Source organism: Paenibacillus sp. AK002 (genome assembly GCF_053903045.1).
In genome coordinates, this window is the sequence record NZ_CP096377.1 from 4,794,479 (window position 1) to 4,814,229 (window position 19,751).

General features: G+C 51.5%; 23 protein-coding genes. 3 read left to right on the forward strand and 20 right to left on the reverse strand.

The features are described 5' to 3' along the window. Positions 1-22: 22 nt before the first annotated feature. The 5 genes from M1D70_RS21315 to M1D70_RS21335 all read right to left on the reverse strand — a co-directional run bounded on the left by M1D70_RS21315 (position 23) and on the right by M1D70_RS21335 (position 4,125). The gene (locus tag M1D70_RS21315; RefSeq protein ID WP_456287862.1) at positions 23-568 is read right to left on the reverse strand and encodes an NUDIX hydrolase; all 546 of its coding nucleotides are present in this window, start codon (positions 566-568) and stop codon (positions 23-25) included. 38 nt (positions 569-606) lie between these two features. Beyond that, positions 607-1,488, reverse strand: a complete 882-nt coding sequence (locus tag M1D70_RS21320; protein WP_456287863.1) for a GNAT family N-acetyltransferase — start codon at positions 1,486-1,488, stop codon at positions 607-609. A 139-nt stretch (positions 1,489-1,627) separates the two neighbouring features. After that, positions 1,628-3,322 (reverse strand): M3 family oligoendopeptidase, encoded by a 1,695-nt coding sequence (locus M1D70_RS21325; RefSeq protein ID WP_456287864.1) that lies wholly within the window; start codon positions 3,320-3,322, stop codon positions 1,628-1,630. Between the two features lie 141 nt (positions 3,323-3,463). Then, positions 3,464-3,778: a DMT family transporter gene (locus tag M1D70_RS21330; protein WP_456287865.1), complete on the reverse strand. Its 315-nt coding sequence runs from the start codon at positions 3,776-3,778 to the stop codon at positions 3,464-3,466. Next, entirely contained in the window at positions 3,778-4,125 is a 348-nt protein-coding gene (locus tag M1D70_RS21335; protein WP_456287866.1) for a DMT family transporter, read from the reverse strand. Before M1D70_RS21335 ends, M1D70_RS21330 begins: the two co-directional genes overlap by 1 nt. Before the next feature lie 146 nt (positions 4,126-4,271). Here M1D70_RS21335 and M1D70_RS21340 point away from each other — a divergent pair, with 146 nt between their 5' ends. Further along, on the forward strand, positions 4,272-5,138 hold the full coding sequence (locus tag M1D70_RS21340; RefSeq protein WP_456287867.1) for a LysR family transcriptional regulator: 867 nt from the start codon (positions 4,272-4,274) through the stop codon (positions 5,136-5,138). 116 nt (positions 5,139-5,254) lie between these two features. On the opposite strand, the gene pyrE is transcribed toward M1D70_RS21340, so the two are convergent. Together pyrE and M1D70_RS21350 are read right to left on the reverse strand one after the other, a co-directional pair. After that, the gene (pyrE, locus tag M1D70_RS21345) at positions 5,255-5,788 is read right to left on the reverse strand and encodes an orotate phosphoribosyltransferase (protein ID WP_036671106.1); all 534 of its coding nucleotides are present in this window, start codon (positions 5,786-5,788) and stop codon (positions 5,255-5,257) included. Then, on the reverse strand, positions 5,785-6,663 hold the full coding sequence (locus M1D70_RS21350; RefSeq protein ID WP_456287868.1) for an HAD family hydrolase: 879 nt from the start codon (positions 6,661-6,663) through the stop codon (positions 5,785-5,787). Before M1D70_RS21350 ends, pyrE begins: the two co-directional genes overlap by 4 nt. 267 nt (positions 6,664-6,930) lie before the next feature. On the opposite strand from M1D70_RS21350, the gene M1D70_RS21355 reads away from it, so the two are divergent. Then, complete coding sequence (locus tag M1D70_RS21355; protein ID WP_456287869.1) at positions 6,931-7,116, forward strand: hypothetical protein; 186 nt, start codon at positions 6,931-6,933, stop codon at positions 7,114-7,116. Between the two features lie 38 nt (positions 7,117-7,154). Here the strand turns inward: M1D70_RS21355 and M1D70_RS21360 are convergent, their stop codons facing one another. From M1D70_RS21360 to M1D70_RS21410, 11 genes are all read right to left on the reverse strand, one after another. Continuing rightward, complete coding sequence (locus tag M1D70_RS21360; protein ID WP_456287870.1) at positions 7,155-7,436, reverse strand: hypothetical protein; 282 nt, start codon at positions 7,434-7,436, stop codon at positions 7,155-7,157. Between the two features lie 109 nt (positions 7,437-7,545). Beyond that, the gene (locus M1D70_RS21365; RefSeq protein WP_456287871.1) at positions 7,546-8,178 is read right to left on the reverse strand and encodes an HAD family hydrolase; all 633 of its coding nucleotides are present in this window, start codon (positions 8,176-8,178) and stop codon (positions 7,546-7,548) included. Between the two features lie 113 nt (positions 8,179-8,291). Then, positions 8,292-8,696 (reverse strand): RDD family protein, encoded by a 405-nt coding sequence (locus M1D70_RS21370; protein ID WP_009589894.1) that lies wholly within the window; start codon positions 8,694-8,696, stop codon positions 8,292-8,294. 56 nt (positions 8,697-8,752) lie between these two features. After that, a complete protein-coding gene (locus M1D70_RS21375; RefSeq protein WP_456287872.1) occupies positions 8,753-9,040 on the reverse strand; it encodes a hypothetical protein in 288 nt (95 codons plus the stop codon). A 239-nt stretch (positions 9,041-9,279) separates the two neighbouring features. Further along, complete coding sequence (locus M1D70_RS21380) at positions 9,280-9,693, reverse strand: VanZ family protein (protein ID WP_456287873.1); 414 nt, start codon at positions 9,691-9,693, stop codon at positions 9,280-9,282. A 19-nt stretch (positions 9,694-9,712) separates the two neighbouring features. Further along, complete coding sequence (locus M1D70_RS21385; RefSeq protein WP_456287874.1) at positions 9,713-10,183, reverse strand: NUDIX domain-containing protein; 471 nt, start codon at positions 10,181-10,183, stop codon at positions 9,713-9,715. Between the two features lie 145 nt (positions 10,184-10,328). Beyond that, positions 10,329-11,243, reverse strand: a complete 915-nt coding sequence (locus tag M1D70_RS21390; RefSeq protein WP_456287875.1) for a Gfo/Idh/MocA family protein — start codon at positions 11,241-11,243, stop codon at positions 10,329-10,331. A 273-nt stretch (positions 11,244-11,516) separates the two neighbouring features. Further along, complete coding sequence (locus M1D70_RS21395; RefSeq protein WP_456287876.1) at positions 11,517-11,855, reverse strand: YrdB family protein; 339 nt, start codon at positions 11,853-11,855, stop codon at positions 11,517-11,519. 49 nt (positions 11,856-11,904) lie between these two features. Beyond that, a complete protein-coding gene (locus M1D70_RS21400; RefSeq protein ID WP_456287877.1) occupies positions 11,905-12,348 on the reverse strand; it encodes a DinB family protein in 444 nt (147 codons plus the stop codon). A gap of 20 nt (positions 12,349-12,368) precedes the next feature. Next, positions 12,369-13,454 (reverse strand): winged helix DNA-binding domain-containing protein, encoded by a 1,086-nt coding sequence (locus M1D70_RS21405; RefSeq protein WP_456287878.1) that lies wholly within the window; start codon positions 13,452-13,454, stop codon positions 12,369-12,371. A gap of 38 nt (positions 13,455-13,492) precedes the next feature. Then, on the reverse strand, positions 13,493-14,284 hold the full coding sequence (locus M1D70_RS21410) for an ABC transporter ATP-binding protein (protein ID WP_456287879.1): 792 nt from the start codon (positions 14,282-14,284) through the stop codon (positions 13,493-13,495). 207 nt (positions 14,285-14,491) lie between these two features. Between M1D70_RS21410 and M1D70_RS21415 the strand changes: the two genes are divergently transcribed. Beyond that, positions 14,492-15,244 carry an MBL fold metallo-hydrolase gene (locus M1D70_RS21415; RefSeq protein WP_456287880.1) on the forward strand — a complete coding sequence of 251 codons (753 nt, stop codon included), beginning with the start codon at positions 14,492-14,494 and terminating at the stop codon, positions 15,242-15,244. A 22-nt stretch (positions 15,245-15,266) separates the two neighbouring features. Here the strand turns inward: M1D70_RS21415 and M1D70_RS21420 are convergent, their stop codons facing one another. Then, entirely contained in the window at positions 15,267-16,241 is a 975-nt protein-coding gene (locus M1D70_RS21420; RefSeq protein ID WP_456287881.1) for a hypothetical protein, read from the reverse strand. 98 nt (positions 16,242-16,339) lie between these two features. Next, positions 16,340-19,678, reverse strand: coding sequence for a DUF5107 domain-containing protein (locus tag M1D70_RS21425; RefSeq protein ID WP_456287882.1), 3,339 nt, complete (start codon positions 19,676-19,678; stop codon positions 16,340-16,342). Positions 19,679-19,751: the final 73 nt, after the last annotated feature.

A 19,751-nucleotide genomic window follows, 5' to 3' on the forward strand; every position in this document is an offset into this window, starting at 1 on the left:
CTACCTAGTGAGTCATCGTCGATTACTCTAAGCGGTCACCTTGTCGTATGGCATAAGCCAGCTTGTAAAGATCCGCGATATCCTGCCTGCCCGTCTCCTCCAATCGCTTCACGGCTTCCTCCAGTTCAACCGCCTCCACTGCGATGACCTGCTCCCCATCCTCGGGATTCAGCGGCTCTCCAACGATGCGTACATCCCCGTACCCAACCAATCGGACAAAATGAGGATGGGGAATATGCGGCCGATAAGGTGTCTTGCTGCTGGACTTGCAGCGAAACTGGCCAAAGACCCGGTATGACTCGAGTTCTGCGCCTAGCTCCTCCCTCACTTCCCGCCGGAGTCCCTCGATATAAGCCTCGCCAGGCTCCAAGGTTCCGCCAGGAAGCTCCCAGCTGCCGTCCGCTATCTGAAAAATAACGCAGCGTTCCCCGGCGAATGGAATAATCGTGACATTGCTGACCATCGATTCATCGAAATCTTCGCCCAGGGCAAACCGGGCTCGCACCACGCCCCAATGGATATCATTCGATAGGGCCGGATACAGGGTTAGATCCGTGCTTTTTCTCATAAGCGTAATCCCTCCAGCCTTGCAGATATTCATGCAACCTAAGTAGCGTTGTAGTCGCGAACCATAAGCACCTGCTCCAACGAGCTGGCGAACCCAAGCGCCTCCAGCACATCCACCAATTCCTTATGCGAAGCCCGGATATTGAATGCGGATCGCTTGCAAGTGGAACCAGGCTGCATCATCTCGAGCGTTGCTGCCTTCAACACGGCTATGGCATCCCGGTAACCAGGAGCGGTTTCGCAGCGGAACAGCGTGGTCGCCTGCAAACGGCCCGCAGCATCGAACGCACGCTTAAACAAACCGTAGCCCACAAGTTCTTCCCCTTCATAAACAAGCACGCACTCGCCGTCCTTGATACTGGCAGCGTCTGTCTGCCAGACTTCGCCGGATCGATAGAAGTCTGCGGAGGCGGCCTCCGCGGCTAGGCCTCTGACCAACGTAAACGAGGTCGACGAATGCTGCTGGTCCTGCGGCTCTAACGATTGTTCATTTGTCATGATGAGCAGCCGATCGATGATTTCATATCCGACGCTTTCATAAAGGCGAATCGCGGCCGCATTCGTGCTGATCGCCTCTAAATAGGCACGACGCACGCCCTGCTCCTTATAGAGGGCGTCGTTTTTCTCCATCATGGATCTGCCGATTCCTTTGCCCCGGAAATTCGGAGCTATTGCCGTCCCTCCGTTACGCGCAATGGTTACGCCGTCATCCAATCGAAAGCTGTTCATGACGATGCCGGCCGGTTCGCCATCCACATAACAAGCGAGTGAGCGCTCCATACATAAGCCATCATTCCCGATCCGGGCAATGAAGCGGTCCAGCGGCATGGAAGCGTTCACCATATAGCCTTCAAACGAGAGATTCCACAGCTCGGATACTTCCCGAATCGGAAGCTCGCTTAACGGTTTGTACGTAATCATGTTCTTTATTCCTCCTGGTATATGGGCATTAAATAAGTATGGCACATTGGGAGATGCTTACTATGAAAAACATGCAGGAAACACCTGGGTATGTACCCACTCGTGTGCTCCTGCATGTCTTTGCATAACTTATTTCGATTTAAAGAGCTGCATCGTCCACGCTGTCCAGCCAAGCTTCGATGCTGCCGATGACGGAAGTGACGCAGCCATCCTCGAATGGAGAGATCAGGCCTGCCACCTTCACCAGTTCAGTGAAGGATTTGCTGCCGCCTTGACGGCAGAGGTGCAGATAATCCGCCCATGCCGCGGATTGGTCCTCGTGCATCTTCTTCCAGAATTGGAATGCACAGATTTGAGCCAGCGTATAGTCGATATAATAGAACGGCGAATTGAAGATATGTCCTTGTTTATGCCAGAAGCCGCCTTGCTCCAGATACGCATTATCATCATAGTTCCGGTGCGGCAGATATTTCCGCTCGATTTCACGCCATGCCTGTTTCCGTTCGGCCGGCGTAGCATCCGGATTCTCGTAAACGAAGTGCTGGAATTCATCAACCGTTACCCCGTAAGGAATGAAGATGAGTCCGCTCGCCAGATGGTCGAAGCGGTATTTATCCGCCTCGTCCTCAAAGAAGCGGTCCATCCACGGCCATGTGAAGAATTCCATGCTCATGGAATGGATTTCGCATGCCTCATAAGTCGGGAATCCATACTCCGGTACCTCGAAACCTCTGCTCTCGTACACTTGGAACGCATGACCGGCTTCGTGCGTCAGCACGTCAATATCGCCGGAAGTCCCGTTGAAGTTGGAGAAGATAAACGGTGCGCCGTACTCGCTGATATAGGTACAGTATCCGCCGCTCTGCTTGCCTTTTTTGGCAACCAGGTCCATAAGGCCGTTCTCCTGCATGAAGGTGAAGAACTCGTGAGTTTCCGGAGACAATTCCTCGTACATCTTCGCGCCGTTGTTCACGATCCAATCCGGGTCGCCCTTCGGCGTGGCATTCCCCGATTTGAAGGAAAAATTCTCGTCGTAGTACAGCAGTTGATCCACATCGATCCGCTTCTGCTGACGTTCTTTCAGCTTGGACGCAACCGGAACGATATGCTCCAGCACCTGATTCCGGAAATTAGCCACCATCTCCGCATTGTAATCCGTGCGGGCCATGCGAGCATAACCCAGCTCCACATAATTGTTGAAGCCAAGCTTCTTGGCAATCTTGGTTCTCACCTTGACCAGATCATCATAGATGCGGTCGAAGGTGGCTTCGTTCTCGGCCATGAAACCGCTGGAAGCCTCCATTGCGCGTTTGCGCATATCGCGATCCGTCGATTGCTGGAACGGAATCAGCTGCGACAGGGTGCGTTCTTCGCCTTCGAACTGAATTTTTGCAGAAGCGATCAGCTTCGCATATTCCGTCGTCAGCTTGTTCTCCTGCTGCAAATCCTCGATGATCTCAGGGCTGAAGGTTTTGAGCGATAGCTCAGCCAGCTGAAACAGCTGCCGTCCCCATTTGTCCTCCAGTTGGGCTCTGAATTTCGAATCCACGAGGGCCCGGTAATAATCCGTTATGTATTCCTGGATGACCGGTCCGTTCTCGTCGAAGAAATCCTGCTCTGCCTTATAGAACTCGTCGTTCGTATCAATCGAGTGACGGATGTACACCAGTTGACTCAGGGTATCCATCTCGCTGCGAAGTTTGTTAATACGGGTCATCGCCTCATCCTGTTCCTCGTACGTGCCGGCGGAGGTGAAGGCGTTCAGTTGTTCCTTGAACTTTTGCTCAAAAGCTTTTACGTCGGGGCGTTCATAGCGATACTCGCTGAATTTCATAAGATACACCTGTCCTTTCCAAAATAAAAAATGCATCCTGGCGTTTGATCGCATGGCTTCAAATCACCAAACTATATGTAAATTCTATATACAAATCCGAATATCCTTCACAGTCTATGAAATTCTATACACCCCGATTGGTTACGTCATGATCTTAAGTCCGATGGCTGAAGCGAGAATCAAAGCGATGAAGAACATACGGCGCCATTCCTTCGGTTCTCCAAACGCGAACATCCCCAGCAGCGTGCTGCCTGTCGTCCCCATTCCCGTCCAAATCGCGTAGGCGGTTCCCATGGAAATGAAATTCATCGCATACGTCAGCAGCAGGAAACTGGAGCCAAGCGAACAGGCTAAAAAAACGTAGGATCCCAAGCTGCGGTGCAGGGTTACCCGTCTTAAAGCAATAACACCCAGAACCTCGCACAACCCGGCTGCAATCAGAGCGATCCATTCCATTAGATGCCACTCTCCTTCGCTTGACGATCCGTATCCTTCGTGACCAGCTTAAGCCCCAGCACGCCTGCGGCCAGCATGCCAATCAGTAGGAGCTTGACGGGATTCGCTTCCTCGCCAAACACGAGAATCTCCGCCAGCACCGTGCCGGCTGTGCCGAGTCCTGTGAAGATCACATAGACCGTGCCGATGGGAAGCTTCGCCGCGGAGTCCAAAAAAATTTTAAAACTGAATACGATCGATGCGATGGTGATGACCCACTGCCACCATACATCGGAATGTTTTAAACCGGATACCCAGACAACCTCCAGCGCTCCCGCCAATAATAAGAGCCACCATGCCTTCTTCATCCCCCAACATCCCTTCCACTCTGTATTTGTTTAAATCGGTTTATGATGTCGTTGTGATTGTAATCCAAATTTGGCATGCCGTATAATGATCATTAATAATGATGTCATCATTTTTAGTGATGCCTGAAGGAGAGAGGAAGGTTTAGATGGAGCTTACCGATCTGAAGGTTTTTCTGAGGATTGCCGATGAAGGGAATATCACCCGCGCCGCGGAGCAGCTTGGGTATGTGCAGTCGAATGTAACGGCCCGGGTCAAAAAACTGGAGAATGAATTGGGGGTTCCCTTGTTTAACAGGCACTCCAATGGAGTAACCTTGACGGAGAAAGGGCGTATGTTCCTGGACTATGCGTGTACCATCATCAACCTGTCCGAAGAAGCGGTGAGAGCCGTGCAGGAACAGCCGTATCCAAGCGGTTCATTAGCCATTGGCGTCGTGGACACGGTTCATTGCGGGCACTTCATTCAATCCTTGTCCGACTATCAAACCATGTACCCTGACGTCACGCTGTCGCTGTTGACTGGCAGCTCTTCGGAGCTGATTACTCAAGTTCTGAACTATCAGCTGGACGGGGCTTTTGTGACAGGAACCATTCCGACAAAGCTGGCAGCCGATTATATTGAAGAGGATGAAGTCATGCTGCTGACCAAATCCAAAGAGCAGCCCTTTCCCGATCTTGCGGTGACCAAATGGGCCGTAGCCCCCGCGGGATGCCCGTTTCGAAGCGCCCTTGAAGCATGGCTGCTAAGCGAAGGCATTCCTCTAACCAATACGATAGAGGTCTCCTCGTTGGAAACCCAGCTCAGCATTGTACGGTCAGGACTTGCGGCTGCGCTGCTTCCCAGCTCCGTCTTAAGCGGAGAATATGCCAATATGGGCAGCTATCAGGTCCCGGAAGCCTTCCGGCACACCTCGACTAGCCTGGTCCGGCGCAACGACCGGTTCAGGAACAAGGCGTTTTCTGCTTTTGCCGAGCTGGTTAAGGTCAATTTTGAGATGAAGGGAAGATCATGAGTTATACGTAGGCCTGAACATCACCATGACATTTATCCAGCCGTGAGATGCAGTCGATATTTCCTCTTGAACAAATCGTCTGGCCGTTGAAATGTTTCGTAATGTTCATCTCAAGCCTAATCAATATTCCCTGCAGCTATAAGCTCATCCATTTTGAACAGGGAATGCAAAGTAAGACCGGCTTCCTCCAGTCTCTGTCTTCCTGCCGGATTACGTTCAATGACGCAGATGACATGCTCGACGACCGCTCCAGCTTCTCTCAATTCGTGAACGCTTAACAAGATTTGTCCTCCGGTCGTCACCACGTCCTCAATCACACATACGCGTTTACCCTTAATGTCCGAACCTTCCGCCAATTTGCAGGTGCCGTATTCCTTTGCTTTTTTTCTTACAAATGCGGACGGAGTGCCTGACTTCAAGGATAGCGCAGTTGCAATCGGAATTCCCCCCATTTCAAGTCCTGCTAACACTTCCGTATCTTCAGGAATAAGCCCGACCAGCTCCTCAGCTACTTGGGCCAGAATAGCGGGATCTGACTCAAACAAGTATTTATCAAAATACTCATGAGACGTTTGACCCGAGCGTAAAGTAAAGGTTCCCGTTAAATGGGTTACATCATAGATTTCCTTTGCCAAGTTCAACGTCATCATGGTCCTCCCAGTGTGGATATGATCGTATTAATTCCCGCCAGTTCCATCTGCTCCTCGATATAATGCGCAACGCCATCCAGCTCATTCGAGTCGACAATATGATCAGCCAGGTGCTGGATTGTCTCGTGCGCATTCCGGACCGCGATCCGGGTGCCTCCGGCCTCGAACAGGCCGACATCATTGATGTGGTCGCCGAACACCACCGTGTTCTCCAGATCAATCCCCATGTGGGCGGACCATAATTGGAGGCCGTCTCTTTTGTTTGCTTTGGCATGGCTGAATTCGAGGAAGTAGTGGTTGCGAATGTAATAATCCGGCATCATATGCGCATGAATCACGTCGCCGTATAATGCCGTGACCTCTTGCCGAATCGGCTCCAATTCTTCATGTAATCCGATGTAGGTAAGAGCCAACGTCCGGTAATCCGGCGGACACTTCAGGTTCTTCACTTCCAGGAACCGCGGATCATGGGGGCGGCCGGCATAGAAGGTCATCTCTCCCTCTCTGCGCAGCGTCTCATGCAGAACACGCTCCCGCTGGTCCTTATCGAGCGAGAAATAAAAGGGTGTAATGCCGTGCTTTTTCCCAACGCCGATAATCTCATTCGAAATGTCGCGCTCCAGCCAGTATCCATCCACAACGGTTTGATTCGACCCGTCATATATCAAAGCGCCGTTATATAGAATCACGGGGTATTTCCACGGGATATCCGAAACGACGCTCTGAGCGCTAATATAACCGCGGGCAGTCGCAAACGTGACGATCAAGTCCCGCTCCAATGCATCCGTGACAACGTTCATCGTATAGGGTGATAAGGTTTGATCCGATCGCAGAAGCGTCCCGTCGAGATCCGTAATATATGCTCTTTTTTTCATAGTGAAGCAGTCCTCCTTCGCCGTCGGTATGTGACAAAACCCAGCCTTAGAATAGCTCATGCCAAGACTGGGCCATACGTGTGAGTTAGACGTCTTCCATGATTATACAACTTTCGAGATGAAGATGGTAAAGCTTAATTGCTTATTTCGCTTCAATGTACGTTTATTTCTGAGCCAGGACTGTTAGCCCAGCATCAAGAAGGCTTCACCGCTCGGAATGAAGGCCCCCACCGGGCAAATGAAGCCGTTGAATCCTATTTGCTCAAGGTGCAGCGAATCGGGAGAGTATCGGAGTTTGTTAAACCGAGATCCGCTGCGGACATGCTGCTGGGAAGCTGCTATCAATATGCTTTTCAATTAAACTTTCTAGGCCTCCCCTTGTCCGATGAAGAGCAGAATGAGTATGTACATCGGGTGTTGGATACATTGTTTGCAGGCATTGGGAACGAATGAACGGAGAGCAGGCATGACTTACCCTTTCTTTGGTAACCTTACACACCGAGAATCAGGTATCCCAGTGTCATAAATAGAAAAAGAAATAATAGCAGCACGGAGTGACCTGCAATGGCTGTAATACCGATTCGTGATAGTTCACCACGAGTAATGCTAATGAGTGCTAATAGAATCCCCACTGGCGACAACAGAAGAATCGACGCATACGACAGTCCCTGTAAGGGACTGCCTGCCTCCGGCGGAAACATGAAGCTGTACAGCGTGAACAGGGTGATGCAGATAAACAATGTCAGAGACACATGGGACAAATACCATCTCATCACGTAACCTCGGCCAGCATGCCCGACAGAATACCGGCTCTGCGAACGACCCCAGTCTTTTGAGGAATTTCCCTTATAAAACTCAGCATAGGGTTGGCACCTCCGAAAATTATTTAGTGATACGCGGCTGAAGATACCCCACGACTTCTTGTATGTCCTGAATCTCGGAAAACGGAAAAACTCCCATGCGGTTCATTCTCACGATGTCCCCACGATATGCGATAAATGGAATTCCGGCGCTCTCGGAGGCCTTGCCGTCCACCCAGGCATCTCCGACAGAGAGCCACTCCTTTGGCGAAGTGTGCGAAAAATGCTGGAGTACCGCCATATATCCATCCGGTGCAGGCTTTAATAAGCCCATGGCTTCCCTGCCGATAATGAGATCGAAGTAATGAGCAATCCGGTTCTCTTCTAATGCAGTCATCGCTGCTTCTACCGCATTGTTCGTCACGATAGCAAGATGCAGCTGTCCATGTAATTGCTGGACAAGCTCCAAAGCTCCATCTTCAAGTTTTGCTCCCATCATTCCTTGGACTTCATGTTCCTTGGCAATATCCCACATCCTACAGCTCAGCTCTTCCGACAGCTGCCCCGTATTCATGGCTTCAGCTATGATGGTTGAGGTGGTATGGGTATCCATGGACAGGCCTGGGGGCAAAATGCTGTGATCGCACAAAAAGGCATAGATATCCCGCTTCATTGCACCAAAATCAATGCTGGAATGCAGCAGCGTGTTATCCATATCAAAGACAATCCCTTTTATCTTAAACTCGATATCTAATCAACTCCCGTCATGGTAACGCCATGAATGGCTGCTCCGCTAGGTAATCCTGATTAGGTTAACCCCTTCATTCCCTAGTCATAGACAACTTCCGTACCGGCGATAAAATCGTGCAGGGAACGCTTATCCTCGCGCAGCGCAACCATAAAGATGCTCACAATAATTCCAATTCCAAGGGTTAACGCATACACGATTCCCGCCACGAGGTTGCGAAGCAGCATCGTCCCGAGGCCCGGCGGCTCAAGAAAATCGAATTTGCGAATACGAATGCCGCACATGCGCTTACCGATCGTATACCCATTCCAATACACCGGTACCAGGATACCGTATAAACCGAATATCAAGTTACTGATCGGCTCGTTCTCATAATTCCCCGTGATAAGTCCAGCTATGATCGTTAGCGGAAGCGACACAATAAGTCCATCCAGAATGTTGGCTCCTAGCCTGATCCAAAAGCCGGCCACTTGGTTATCGGTCATCTCGACTCCCCCTTAAATTCACTCCATACTCAAAAAAAAGACTTCCTGCCGACACTTCATTTGTTATGAGGCGGATCGAATTCCTTCCAGTTCTTCTTGATCTTATTCAAATCTTCCGAATGCCATCTGCCGATACTCGGACCTAAGAAACACAAGATGCCGACAATCAGGCTGATCCAGCTTAATACCAACGGGCCTTTGCCTACATAGGTCAACATCGATTCAAACATCTCTTTGCTCCATGACGTCAGGTTGGATCCGAATATGGCAGCTGCCAGATACCGCACACCATACAAGAACACCGATATGCAGATAAAGATCATACCCATCGCTTTATGGTTCATAGAACGCCTCTTTCCACACAACATTTTCCAAATCCCTGATATCATTGTATGCTTCGGTACTTGATCGAACAATAGTTTTTCCACTTTTCCCCATGCCGTTTTCATCAAACGAAGGAGTAAATAACTTTTACACGCAACAACATTCGCGATACAAAAGAAAGGAATGACCTCCTACGTTGTAGTGAAGCCATTCCATTCTGTTTGTTATACACTATTGTGCCGTTGGCCGGATTATGCAGCTAGCCGCTCCTCCATTTCCTGACGACTCCAAGCAAGCCATAACCAAGGGTAACGCCAATCGAGTTCAACATAAAATCATCCACATCCAGACTGCCCCGCCTTGAGATCAACTGTATCATTTCGAGCAAGAATAACCCGGTCAAAAAGAAACCCAGCATTTTACGGAATCGAGCCTGAAATGCAAGCGGAATCAGCACTCCAAAGGGTACAAACACAGCGATGTTTCCAATAATATTGATCAAGGAATCCATTCCGCGAATGGGAAAATAACTGGCCATCGTCAAGAATGGCACCAGGTTGTAACTATATTCCGGTTGCGTTGTCCTTCCGAAGCCCCAGAGCATCCAGTAAGACAACAGCAACGTATATCCGAGAAGGAGAATGCGGGCCGTTAATCGCATATGGGCTTTCATTACAGATCTCCCCAGCAATTCACGAATATTTGTCCAAGACAAAATCCTCGATCATTTCAATATTTCTGCGATCCATAGCATACTGTCTGATGTGTTTCTTAATATTCGGATACAAAATAATGTCGTCCAGCTGCTCGAGCGGTATCCATTTCACATTGGTTTGATTCGGATCTGGCGCAGCCGGAAGCTTCGGAAAGGAAAGCGGATAACATTCGAACACGATGTATAACGTATGGATGCCCGATATGTTATCTCTGGACTGTTTATGCGGAGCATACTCGTACACGAATGCGACAGGCCCCACCTGCGCCTCCAGCGTGGTTTCCTCACGCAATTCCCTCAAGGCTCCCTCCACGATCGACTCCCCCGGCTCGGCCCCGCCCCCTGGCAAATTATAATGCAATCCGTTCTCATCTACATACTCGACTAATAACACAGACTCATCCCTCAGAACCAAGGCTGTCGGTCTCACTCGTATGTGGTACGTCACATAACCACCTCTCCCGGCTTACAAAAAACGGCCGAACGTACTTGATCTGTCTATCATACAATCAACGCGGCCGATATGGAAATATGATGTATCCTTTCCTCAGTATATCGCTAGTCAGTATATCCCGTGTTTGTTCTGCTATCATTCACGTTCGATCGCTATCATCCAGTCTCACGTTTTCTCCCGTTTCGCGGGAAACATTCGCCGCCTCCAGAAAACGAACGATCTCCAGCGTTTCGGACAAGGGAACATCGGAAACGCCCGTCGTGAACATCTTCATAATCTGATCCAGCAGACTGGCGTAATAGGGCTTGGGGTGCTTCATGATGTCCACGAAGCTGCTGGCCTCCGCGCGATGAACGGTCAACCCGAAGCGGTCGTTGCCTGCCCGATTGCCCCGTATCGTTCCGATTCTCCCGTCTTTCCAAACCGCCGTTAACACTTCATGCCGCTCCGTTGCGGCTACATGGACGCTTACGCAACCGGGCCCGAGAACGCGGTACAGCATTTCAGCCGCATGAATGCCGTACCAGAAAAATCCCGGCTGCGTAGGTTGAAGGGGCAGCGGTCCAGCGCAATCCACGCCGATGATATCATCCACTCCGCCGCGAGCCAATTCATCCTGTAATCCTTGCGCATACCGGAGAGATGAGCAACTCATAACGGTTACCTGATACTGCTCTGCTAATTCGGCAATTTCCCTTGCATCCTTACTGCTCACCGCAAACGGCTTATCAATAAAAACCTGTTTGCAATAAGGAGCAATCGCGCGAAATAAAGACAGATGCGACCTTCCATCCACCGCTTCCAGCATGACGGCATCGACCTGTTTGGCCACGTCTTCCGGCCTCTCCAATATCTCCGTTCCCCATGCCGCGAGTTCCTTCGTATACCCCTCCACCCGGCTTATGCTCAGCTCAAAGTCCGGCGACCCTCCGGGAAAAGCTGCCGTCACCCGTGCACCTGGAACGTGATATGGATGCGACTTGTCATGGAGCATTTTCGAAAAAATGGAAACATGGGATGTATCCAAACCAATCATACCGATTTTCATAGTCATAAGTTCATTCTCCTTTACCTTCAGCATTTTAGATGATCTCGCTGGCTTTTCCATTCGCTACATGACTAAGGATATCCAGCAGCCGGACAAAGGCTTTTCTTTCACCCATCATATCATCCTGCACGACTAAAGGACGTGACTTTAATTCGTCTTTTAACCTGAACCTGGACCCAATACTAAAAGACCGCCTCCATCTGTCAACCAGATGAGAGGCGGCCTTTCACATGCGCTTATAAATGTGTTATGTAATTGTATAATGCGCACTTCAATATGCTAAGGCTGCATCCTCCACTTGATCACGAAGAAGCGGTTGGCCACAGCCACGATAGCGAACACGATGGCAAAGGTTATAAAACCAGAGTCGATCAGGCAAGCAACGGCGGTCGCAAATATGAGAAATTCAATAAGCAGCACGACGGCAAGCGGCAGCTTGACTTTTGCCTTCGGCGATATGGTCATGCCCCAGATGACGGCTGCCAGCAGCGGCAGTCCAATCCCGAGAGCTACCTGTACCACGAGTCCGGAACCAAAATGGAAGCCCCAGTAACCTATCGAAAACAACAAAATCAATTCCAATATAAATCGGAGGGCGAGATTCAGTACTTTGAACATCGAGGAACACCTTCCGTTTCATGTCATGCACCTATTTATACTACAGGCATTAAAGCTCGATTTGCTCCAAATGATGGAGCAGGTGATCGACATAATCGTTAAACAACCACTCCAGCGTGACCTCCGTTTTATCGGGCAGCACGCATTTCTTCTGGAAGTCGGATGAATCGGCTCTTTGCATGACCCGCAGAATCATCCGGTTAACCTGCTGCCACAGTGCCAGAACATCCGCTTGATTATATCGATTCTGATAATCGTTCACCTGGACCCAATCGTTCTGCGCGTAACCTTGAATCGCAATAGGGTAGTCCGACACCAATATTTTTACAAACCGGATATGGTTATTGACCGCCGAATCGCATAGATGGCCCAAGATCTCCTTTTTGGACCATTTATCAGGCGTAAGCTTCAGATTGAATTCCACCTCGTCGATTGCCGTTACAATTTCCGTTACTTCAGAAATCAAGGATTCCAGCTTCATAATGGATTCCATGCATTATTCCTCCTTCTCGTTCATGATTCTATTCGTGTAATCGGCAGGCCCATGAAATCACTGTAATGCTTAGCCGCCTCCCGAAACGCCTCTTCTCGATGGCCCAACGGCGAGAACGGGCTTAACGTGATTTCGATGCCGCTGCGCTTGATCTCCCGCTTCCAGATACCGACCACTTCTCCTCCAGCGACCATGATGGGTTGGAAAATCCCGTTGCGAAAGGGAGCGATTTGGGCATCATGCTCTGACTCGATAATTGCGCTGCGATCCTTGTACCCCAAGTAATATTCATCAAAACCCGGAAGCAGAACCGCCGAATCCGTATCAGCGGACCCGGCCGACCCAGTAACAGAGCTCCAGTATTCCGTGCCGTTGACAAAATCTAAACGAAGATCTGATTTGACTGCCTCAAAGCCTCGTTTAGCGTCCGTCAGCGTCAATCCGACCCACCATGCAAAATCCTGAACCGTTGCGGGCCCGTGTCCTGTAAAATAGCGGAGCGCAAGCTCTGCCAGCGATTCTTCTAGCGTCAGCTCCCTTAAATTCGGGACCCACTCATCGAGCAGCACGAAGCTTTGCTGTTTGCCTTCATGCGGGCCGAAACAGATCATGCCGGTCCGTCCCAAATATCCGAGAATGTAGTAGCCGCGTCCATTCTTGGTGCTGATCCCCGCATCCTCGAGCAGCTCCATTAGTCTGGGACGGGATACGGGCGTACAGCCGCTCAACGCATCGCTGATTAGCGTCCTGCACCGATGGAGCGTACTTCCGTCAAGCTCAAGTTCGGCCTGCTTCTTCTTATCATTCGTAAGAAAACGCGATTCCGTCAGCTTCAACATCCACTTGGTATCCTCGGCAGGCACGAAGAAAATCGTTCCACGCATCGGCCAAGTCAGCACGATTTTGCGATCGTTCAGGGCCTGCTCCACATAGGATAGTTTGGCGGACTGCGTACGTAGACCGATTCCCCATACCGCTTGGTGGTAATCCTGTGCCTGAACAGCGCCTAATTCTCTTACAACTTCTACCGGGCTCACATGCTTCATCCCTGTTATGCGCTGATTGTAGAGCCGTTGATTCGCTATGGTTTGACTTAGCACATCCATACACTCTCCCAGGCCATGAATATTGTTTCGACGAAAAGCTATGATTTCAAGTCCGGAATGGACATCCAGGCCCGATCATTCTGCCAGCTCACCTCGACCGGCGTCTCAAAGAACGAGGTCAAATTGCCGCTGGTCAGCATGTCACGGGAACGCCCCTTCCCGAAGACACTGCCCCGGCGGATGAGCAAGGAGTGTGAGAAGATCGGCAGGATTTCTTCGATATGGTGGGTAACGAACAGCAAGGTCGGCGCATCGGGTTTTGAAGCCAGAGCCGTAATGCTGGACAGCAGCGCTTCCCTCGACAGAAAATCCAGTCCGTTACAGGCCTCGTCCAGTATCAACAGCCTTGGAGAAGCCATAAGGGCCCTAGCGATCAGCAGCTTCTGCTTCTCCCCTTGCGAACAAGTTTCATATGTACGACCCAGCAGATGAATACAATTAAAATCCTTCATCAGCTGCTCGGCCTGTTCCCGGTCAGCTTCATCCACCTTCTGATATAGGCCGATCGAGGCGTGTTTGCCGCTAATCACGACATCCAGCGTGGATTCGCTCGGCCGGATTCTTTCCTGCAGCGAGGAGCTGACCCAGCCTATCGATTTACGCAATTCTCTTAAATCCACCCTGCCAAAACGATGCCCGAGCACCGAAACCGTACCGCTGGTCGGCCAGATGTAACCATTAATCATATTCAAAATGGTGGTCTTCCCGGAGCCGTTCAGTCCGAGCACCGCCCAATGCTCCCCTTGCTGCACGGTCCAATCCACGCCTGTAAGAACGGTCTTTTGCTCCCTTCTCCAGGTTACGTCATCCAGTTCAATCATCTTGCTCATTGCTGCTCCCTCTCCTTCTTCAATCTGCTGCGCCATTTCGTTTCTCTTTTCAAGGATTATACCAGCAATTACATATTCCTCAATAGAAAGATGATATCTAGCCTTGTGATCAGCTAGGCTCATTGATTTGATAATCTACTTCTGCTCGTTCTTCTCTGGAGATTGAATTTGGGAGAAGACATTCCTATATAGTGGAGGTATGTAAACATGCTACTAATCGATCAAGGCATTGCCATGCTGGAAATTTCCGCGGCCATGATGGGACGCATCGAAACGATCCACCCGACATTCCTCTGGGATCATCAGAATTTGGTGCTTATCGATTCCGGCTATCCCGGCCAGTTCCCGCTGATTCAGGAGCAGATATCGGACTGCGGCTTTTCCGTTCAGGATGTAAGCAAAATTATTATAACACACCAGGATTTGGATCATATCGGCAGTTTGCCAGCTATCATCCAGCACTGCAAACAAGCCCCGGAAGTGTACGCCAGCGAAATCGAAAAGCCTTATATCGAAGGCGATACAAGGCTTGTCAAATTGTCGCCTGAGGCTATCGCGCAAGCGCTGGCTTCGCTGCCGGATAACGTGCCGCTGGATTGGAGGAACGCGTTTAAACACACGCTGGAGAACCCGCCCACGGCACCCGTGAACCGCATGTTGCGCGACGGCGAAGAGCTGCCGTTTGGCGGCGGTATCATCGCGATCCAGACGCCGGGCCATACCCCCGGCCACACCAGCTTATATCATATACCGAGCAAAACCCTGATTGCCGCGGATGCGCTGAACGTCAGGGAGGGACAACTGATCGGGCCGGATCCGGCAGCCACTGTCGATTTGGCGTTAGCCCGGCTCTCCTTGCAGAAGCTCACCCACTATGACATCCGCAACGTGATCTGTTACCACGGCGGGTTATTTACGGACAATCCCAACCAGCGCATTCGTGAATTGGCTTATGTATAAGCGTTTGTCGGTCCACTGTCGATCAAGAAGACCTCACTTCACTTCTTTCGTTCTTCTGTCCGTCGATCCAGCTAATCTCAAGGTGCCACGTATACGTGCCGCCGGCCGGCACTTCGGCCGCTGCCTGACGATGCATGGCATACGAGAGATCATCGAGCAGCCCCGTCGCAGGCTCCAGCGCAAGATGGTACTGTCCCTGATAGCCGCCATAGTTCGCCCAAATCGCTAGATAAGGCACCTGCTCCTTAGGAAACATCATGCGGAGTCCTTCCCTCGCAACCGGATCGTAAATGGAAGCTTGCCCATCCGGCAGCTCGCCAGCAAAATAAAACTTCTCCGCCGATGCTTCTAGCCTGCTCTCGGTTCGATTCAAGCGGATATGGGGCTTTTCATCCCATGGCTGCGGCCATTTCCGAATATCGCCGAATTCTCCCAATCGACCGTTCGCCGAGTACGATACGATGATCTCCCTCAACTCGTTGGGAACGATAATCTCTGCGCCTTCATCGATCTGAAACAACGGATGCGCGGCCCACAGGAAACAGAACGGGAACGGACACGGATTATGAACGGCATAATCGATCCGTAGGGTTTCTTCACGGGGGAAGGAGTAGGTTTTGCGCAGCTGATAAGGTATTCGGATTCCCTGCACGCTGCAGTGCAGCTGTTCTTCCTCGGTGTGCGCCTTCCATGGAATGGACCAAACCTCGCCATGATCCGGAAGCTCCGTTCCTTCCCATGGGTACGCGGGATACCGGCAGACATTGATCGATGGAAACATTTCGTCCCATCCGCTGCCGTCCCGCTGTCCAAAGGAGCTTGCATACCCGTTCGTTTCCAGAGCTCCAGCAGGCTGCACCAGCCATTCCCGGCCAGTCTTTCGATTGCGAAGCGAGATGACCCTGCTTCCGAGTTCAGGCACCACGGCCATCTCCATCACCTCCGTGCGCCCTTTCCAAACCTCATATCCATCCAGCATCCCTTTGCTCCAGATCATCTTCGTCATCCTCCTCCGTTATAAGTCAAGGCATTGCCCGGAATACACAAATGCTCAAGGACCGTTCATAACGGTCCTTGAGAATGAAGTTGCAATCTCTAAATCAACGTCTTGCAAAGCGACAAATGCAACGCAGCTCCTTGATGGTGAGACTCCAGCTGCAGCACCTCGCGAAACAGCTTCTCCGCGGACTGCCGGTCACCGAGACCAAGATGCCCAAGCCCCATCATGTAGCGGCAATGAATTTCGTTTCTTCGGTCCAGATCTTCATCAAACACCAGGAAGTCCGGCAGCGATACGGCAAAGTAATCGATGCTCTGAGGCTCGAATATATGCTTCTCCCCGTAATCGATCAGCTTGTTAAACCGGCTGCGGGCTTCATTCTCTCGGCCCAGTCTCCGCAGCGCGGCCCCTTGATAAAAAATCATGTGCGGCGGCTGATCGTTGTAATACATCGCGCTGGCCGGCTCATCCAGCCCCTCCGAGGCTTTCATGAAGTACGCCTCCGCCTCTTCGGACCGGCCAAGCCCCTCGTATGCGCAGCCCAGGTAATAGTCAATGTTGTTCTCCTGCGCTCCCGTGAGCTTCCCTTCATTGATGTTGAGCGGATATTGTTTGGCAGCAAACAGCTGCTCTACGGCATCCTCGCAGCGACGCTCCTGAAGCAGCTGCTTCGCCAGCTCCACCCGGGCCAACACATACTGGGCCGGAACCTTGCCCTCGCCGCCTTCCCATGGGTGAAAGTTGCGTTTCAGAATCAATGCCAATGCCTCCTCATAACGATTCAGCGTATTGTGCAGCGTCAAATATTCCAGATATAAATCGTCACGCTGCTCGACCAGCTCCATGTGCTCCTCCATCCCTTTCAAGCGATCGGCCGGAGCATGACCGAGCTTTTTATACAGCTGGTCCAGCTCGTAGAAGACCCTGGCGTCCGCCGGATTCAGCGAGAAGGCGGTTTGCAGGGATGCCAATGCTTTATCGCGGTCCTGCCTCTTGTTATAGTAAGCGAGCGCCAGATTCCGATGCGGCGTAGCGAAGCTGCCATCCAGAGCGACGGAAGCTTCCCAACTGCTTATGGCTTCATCGTAACGCTTCTTGTCGTACAGCAGATTCCCTAAGTAGTACATCGCCTTCGCATCCTGCGGCTGTATGCTGAGCGCCAGCTTTAACGTCACGTAGTCATGCAGGGAATTCGGGAAACAGTACGACGGATCGGCTTCCGAGGCCAATCGGTAGCAAGCGGATGCCTCTTCCGCCCGGTTCATCTTCATGAGTGCACTGCCTTGGTAGTAATAAACCATCGGATAGACAGCAGGTGCCGTAAGGCGTTCGAGGCGCTGCAGCACATCCAAAGCGTCGCCATATTGGCCTGCATCCGCATAGTCCTGAGCAACGGCGATATAATTATGCGGATGATCGCGCAGGAGCTGGACAAGTGATTCGTAAGCATGCCGGCTCTTGCCCTCTTGCTTCAATTCTTGATATACGGCTGCCAGCTCGTTCATCGCGCCCGCATCCATAGGATCCAGCTTCAGCGTTTCCTCAAGCCATAACGCGGCATCCGCCAAGCGCCCCTGCCTCCTTAAAATGATGCTCTTCAGATGCCGCGCTTTATAATTACGGTACTGGGCAGCCAGGGACCGTTCGATCAGCTCGAACGCCTCCTCATATTCCTGCTTCTCGCAGGCAATCTGGGCTATAGCGAGATAGCCGGCCCCTTGCCAAGCCCCCGACCAGACCGATTTGTACAGATAAGCGTACGCTTCATCCAAACGTCCCTGCCACTTCAAGGCTTTGCCCAAATGATAGAACGGTTCGCTGTCATAGGGCCGGGCGTTATGGCGGGTCAAGGTTTCAATGGCTTTTCTAAAATAAACCTCACTCTGCGTAAAGCACCCTCTGCGCAGCAGGAGCAAACCATAGGCATTGTTCAGCCTTGCGTCTCCCGCATCGCGCCTTAGACCTTCCACATAATAGGCTTCCGGTTCATAGGTTGCGTGCCGATACTGCTCCAGATGCTGCCCTGCCAAGAACAGCGCTTCGGTATTCTTCAGCTCCTCCGGCTTGCCAATTGCCGTAGCCGGGTCCGGCGTTCGCTCCAAGGTACGCGGCTTGGGCTGGTAAGCGACCAGCTCTTTGCCGTCCGCAGCGAATACCGCCACCCGCACATCTTCTTCCCTGACGCCGGGATCAAGTTCGATCTCGGCCTGGAAGGTGTCGGCCGGCGACAGCTTGACTTTCCGTTCCAAATAGGTGCGTCCCGCTCCGGTCACCAGGATGCGAGCCCCTTCCCTAACCGAGGTGGCATAGACATGGACAACGGCCTTATGGTCGTGAACTTCGAGATTTACGGCGGCGTCAATGGACGCGTTCTTCACCAGCCCGATGTCTTTATAGGGCATGAAGTACTGTTTGAAGCTTTTCTCCTCATACGGCGCCAGCCAGGTGAAATCGGGCTGGTTATCGGTATACACGCCGGTCATGAGCTCAATGTACGGACCGTCTTCGTCGGTCAGGTTGCGATCCCAGGCTTGGCCGAATTCGCCGTGCCCCCACGTCCACTGTTTTTTGCCGGGAGATATATGTTTATTGGCGACATGCAGAATTCCCGCTTTCAAGCCATGGTCGTATCCGCCGACGAAATCGTAATCCGAATGATAGGCCATATAGGAGGTCGGAACGGGAATGTTGCGGTACATGGAAATATCGACGCCCGCCGAATAGTCCTTCTTATAATACGTGCCGGTTGCGATCGGAAATTTGGACACGTCCCGCTTCCCATGGTCGAACACCGCATGAACGTCCGGCGGAAATACGGACTGGGTATGATCGTTGACCGCTACGGCCGGATTCGCCCACCACAGAAAGGTCTGCGGCTCCGAAGTCCGATTGTACATTTGCGCCTGAATTTCAAGATACGCCTTGCCCGGATACAGCGTGAAGCCGGTAGACACCTTCGTGCCGTACATCCGGTCGATCTCGCCGACCCATACCGTCTTGCTGCCATCCGGGTGATCCGTTAAGCTCCACTCCACCTCGCCAAAGGTGTTCGGCCGGTGATGCTGCGGCCAGTTGAACTCGATCCCTCCGGATATCCATGGACCCGCAAGGCCCACCAAAGCCGGCTTGATCACTTGATTGTGGTATACAAAATCATAGTTGTTGGTTTTATCGATAGCCCGGTAGATGCGGCCGCCAATCTGCGGCATGATCTGAATCTGCACGTACTCATTTTCAAGGAAAATGATCCGGTAGGGCTTCACTACTTTCTCATCGTAAATTTTATCGATGACCGGCAGCGGATAGACACGCCCCGAGCTCCCCTGATATACCCGTTTCTCCAAAAACATCGGGTTCAGGTCCGGCTTCCCCACTTCATACGTGGGAATCTCCACGGTCTCTTCCCGAACGCTCACTTGCAGCTGTTTTGTCATGATTCGTCATCCCTCCATTGATATCAGCATTGGCTGCTTCATGTCTCTATTTTATAAGCACGTCTGCACGCAG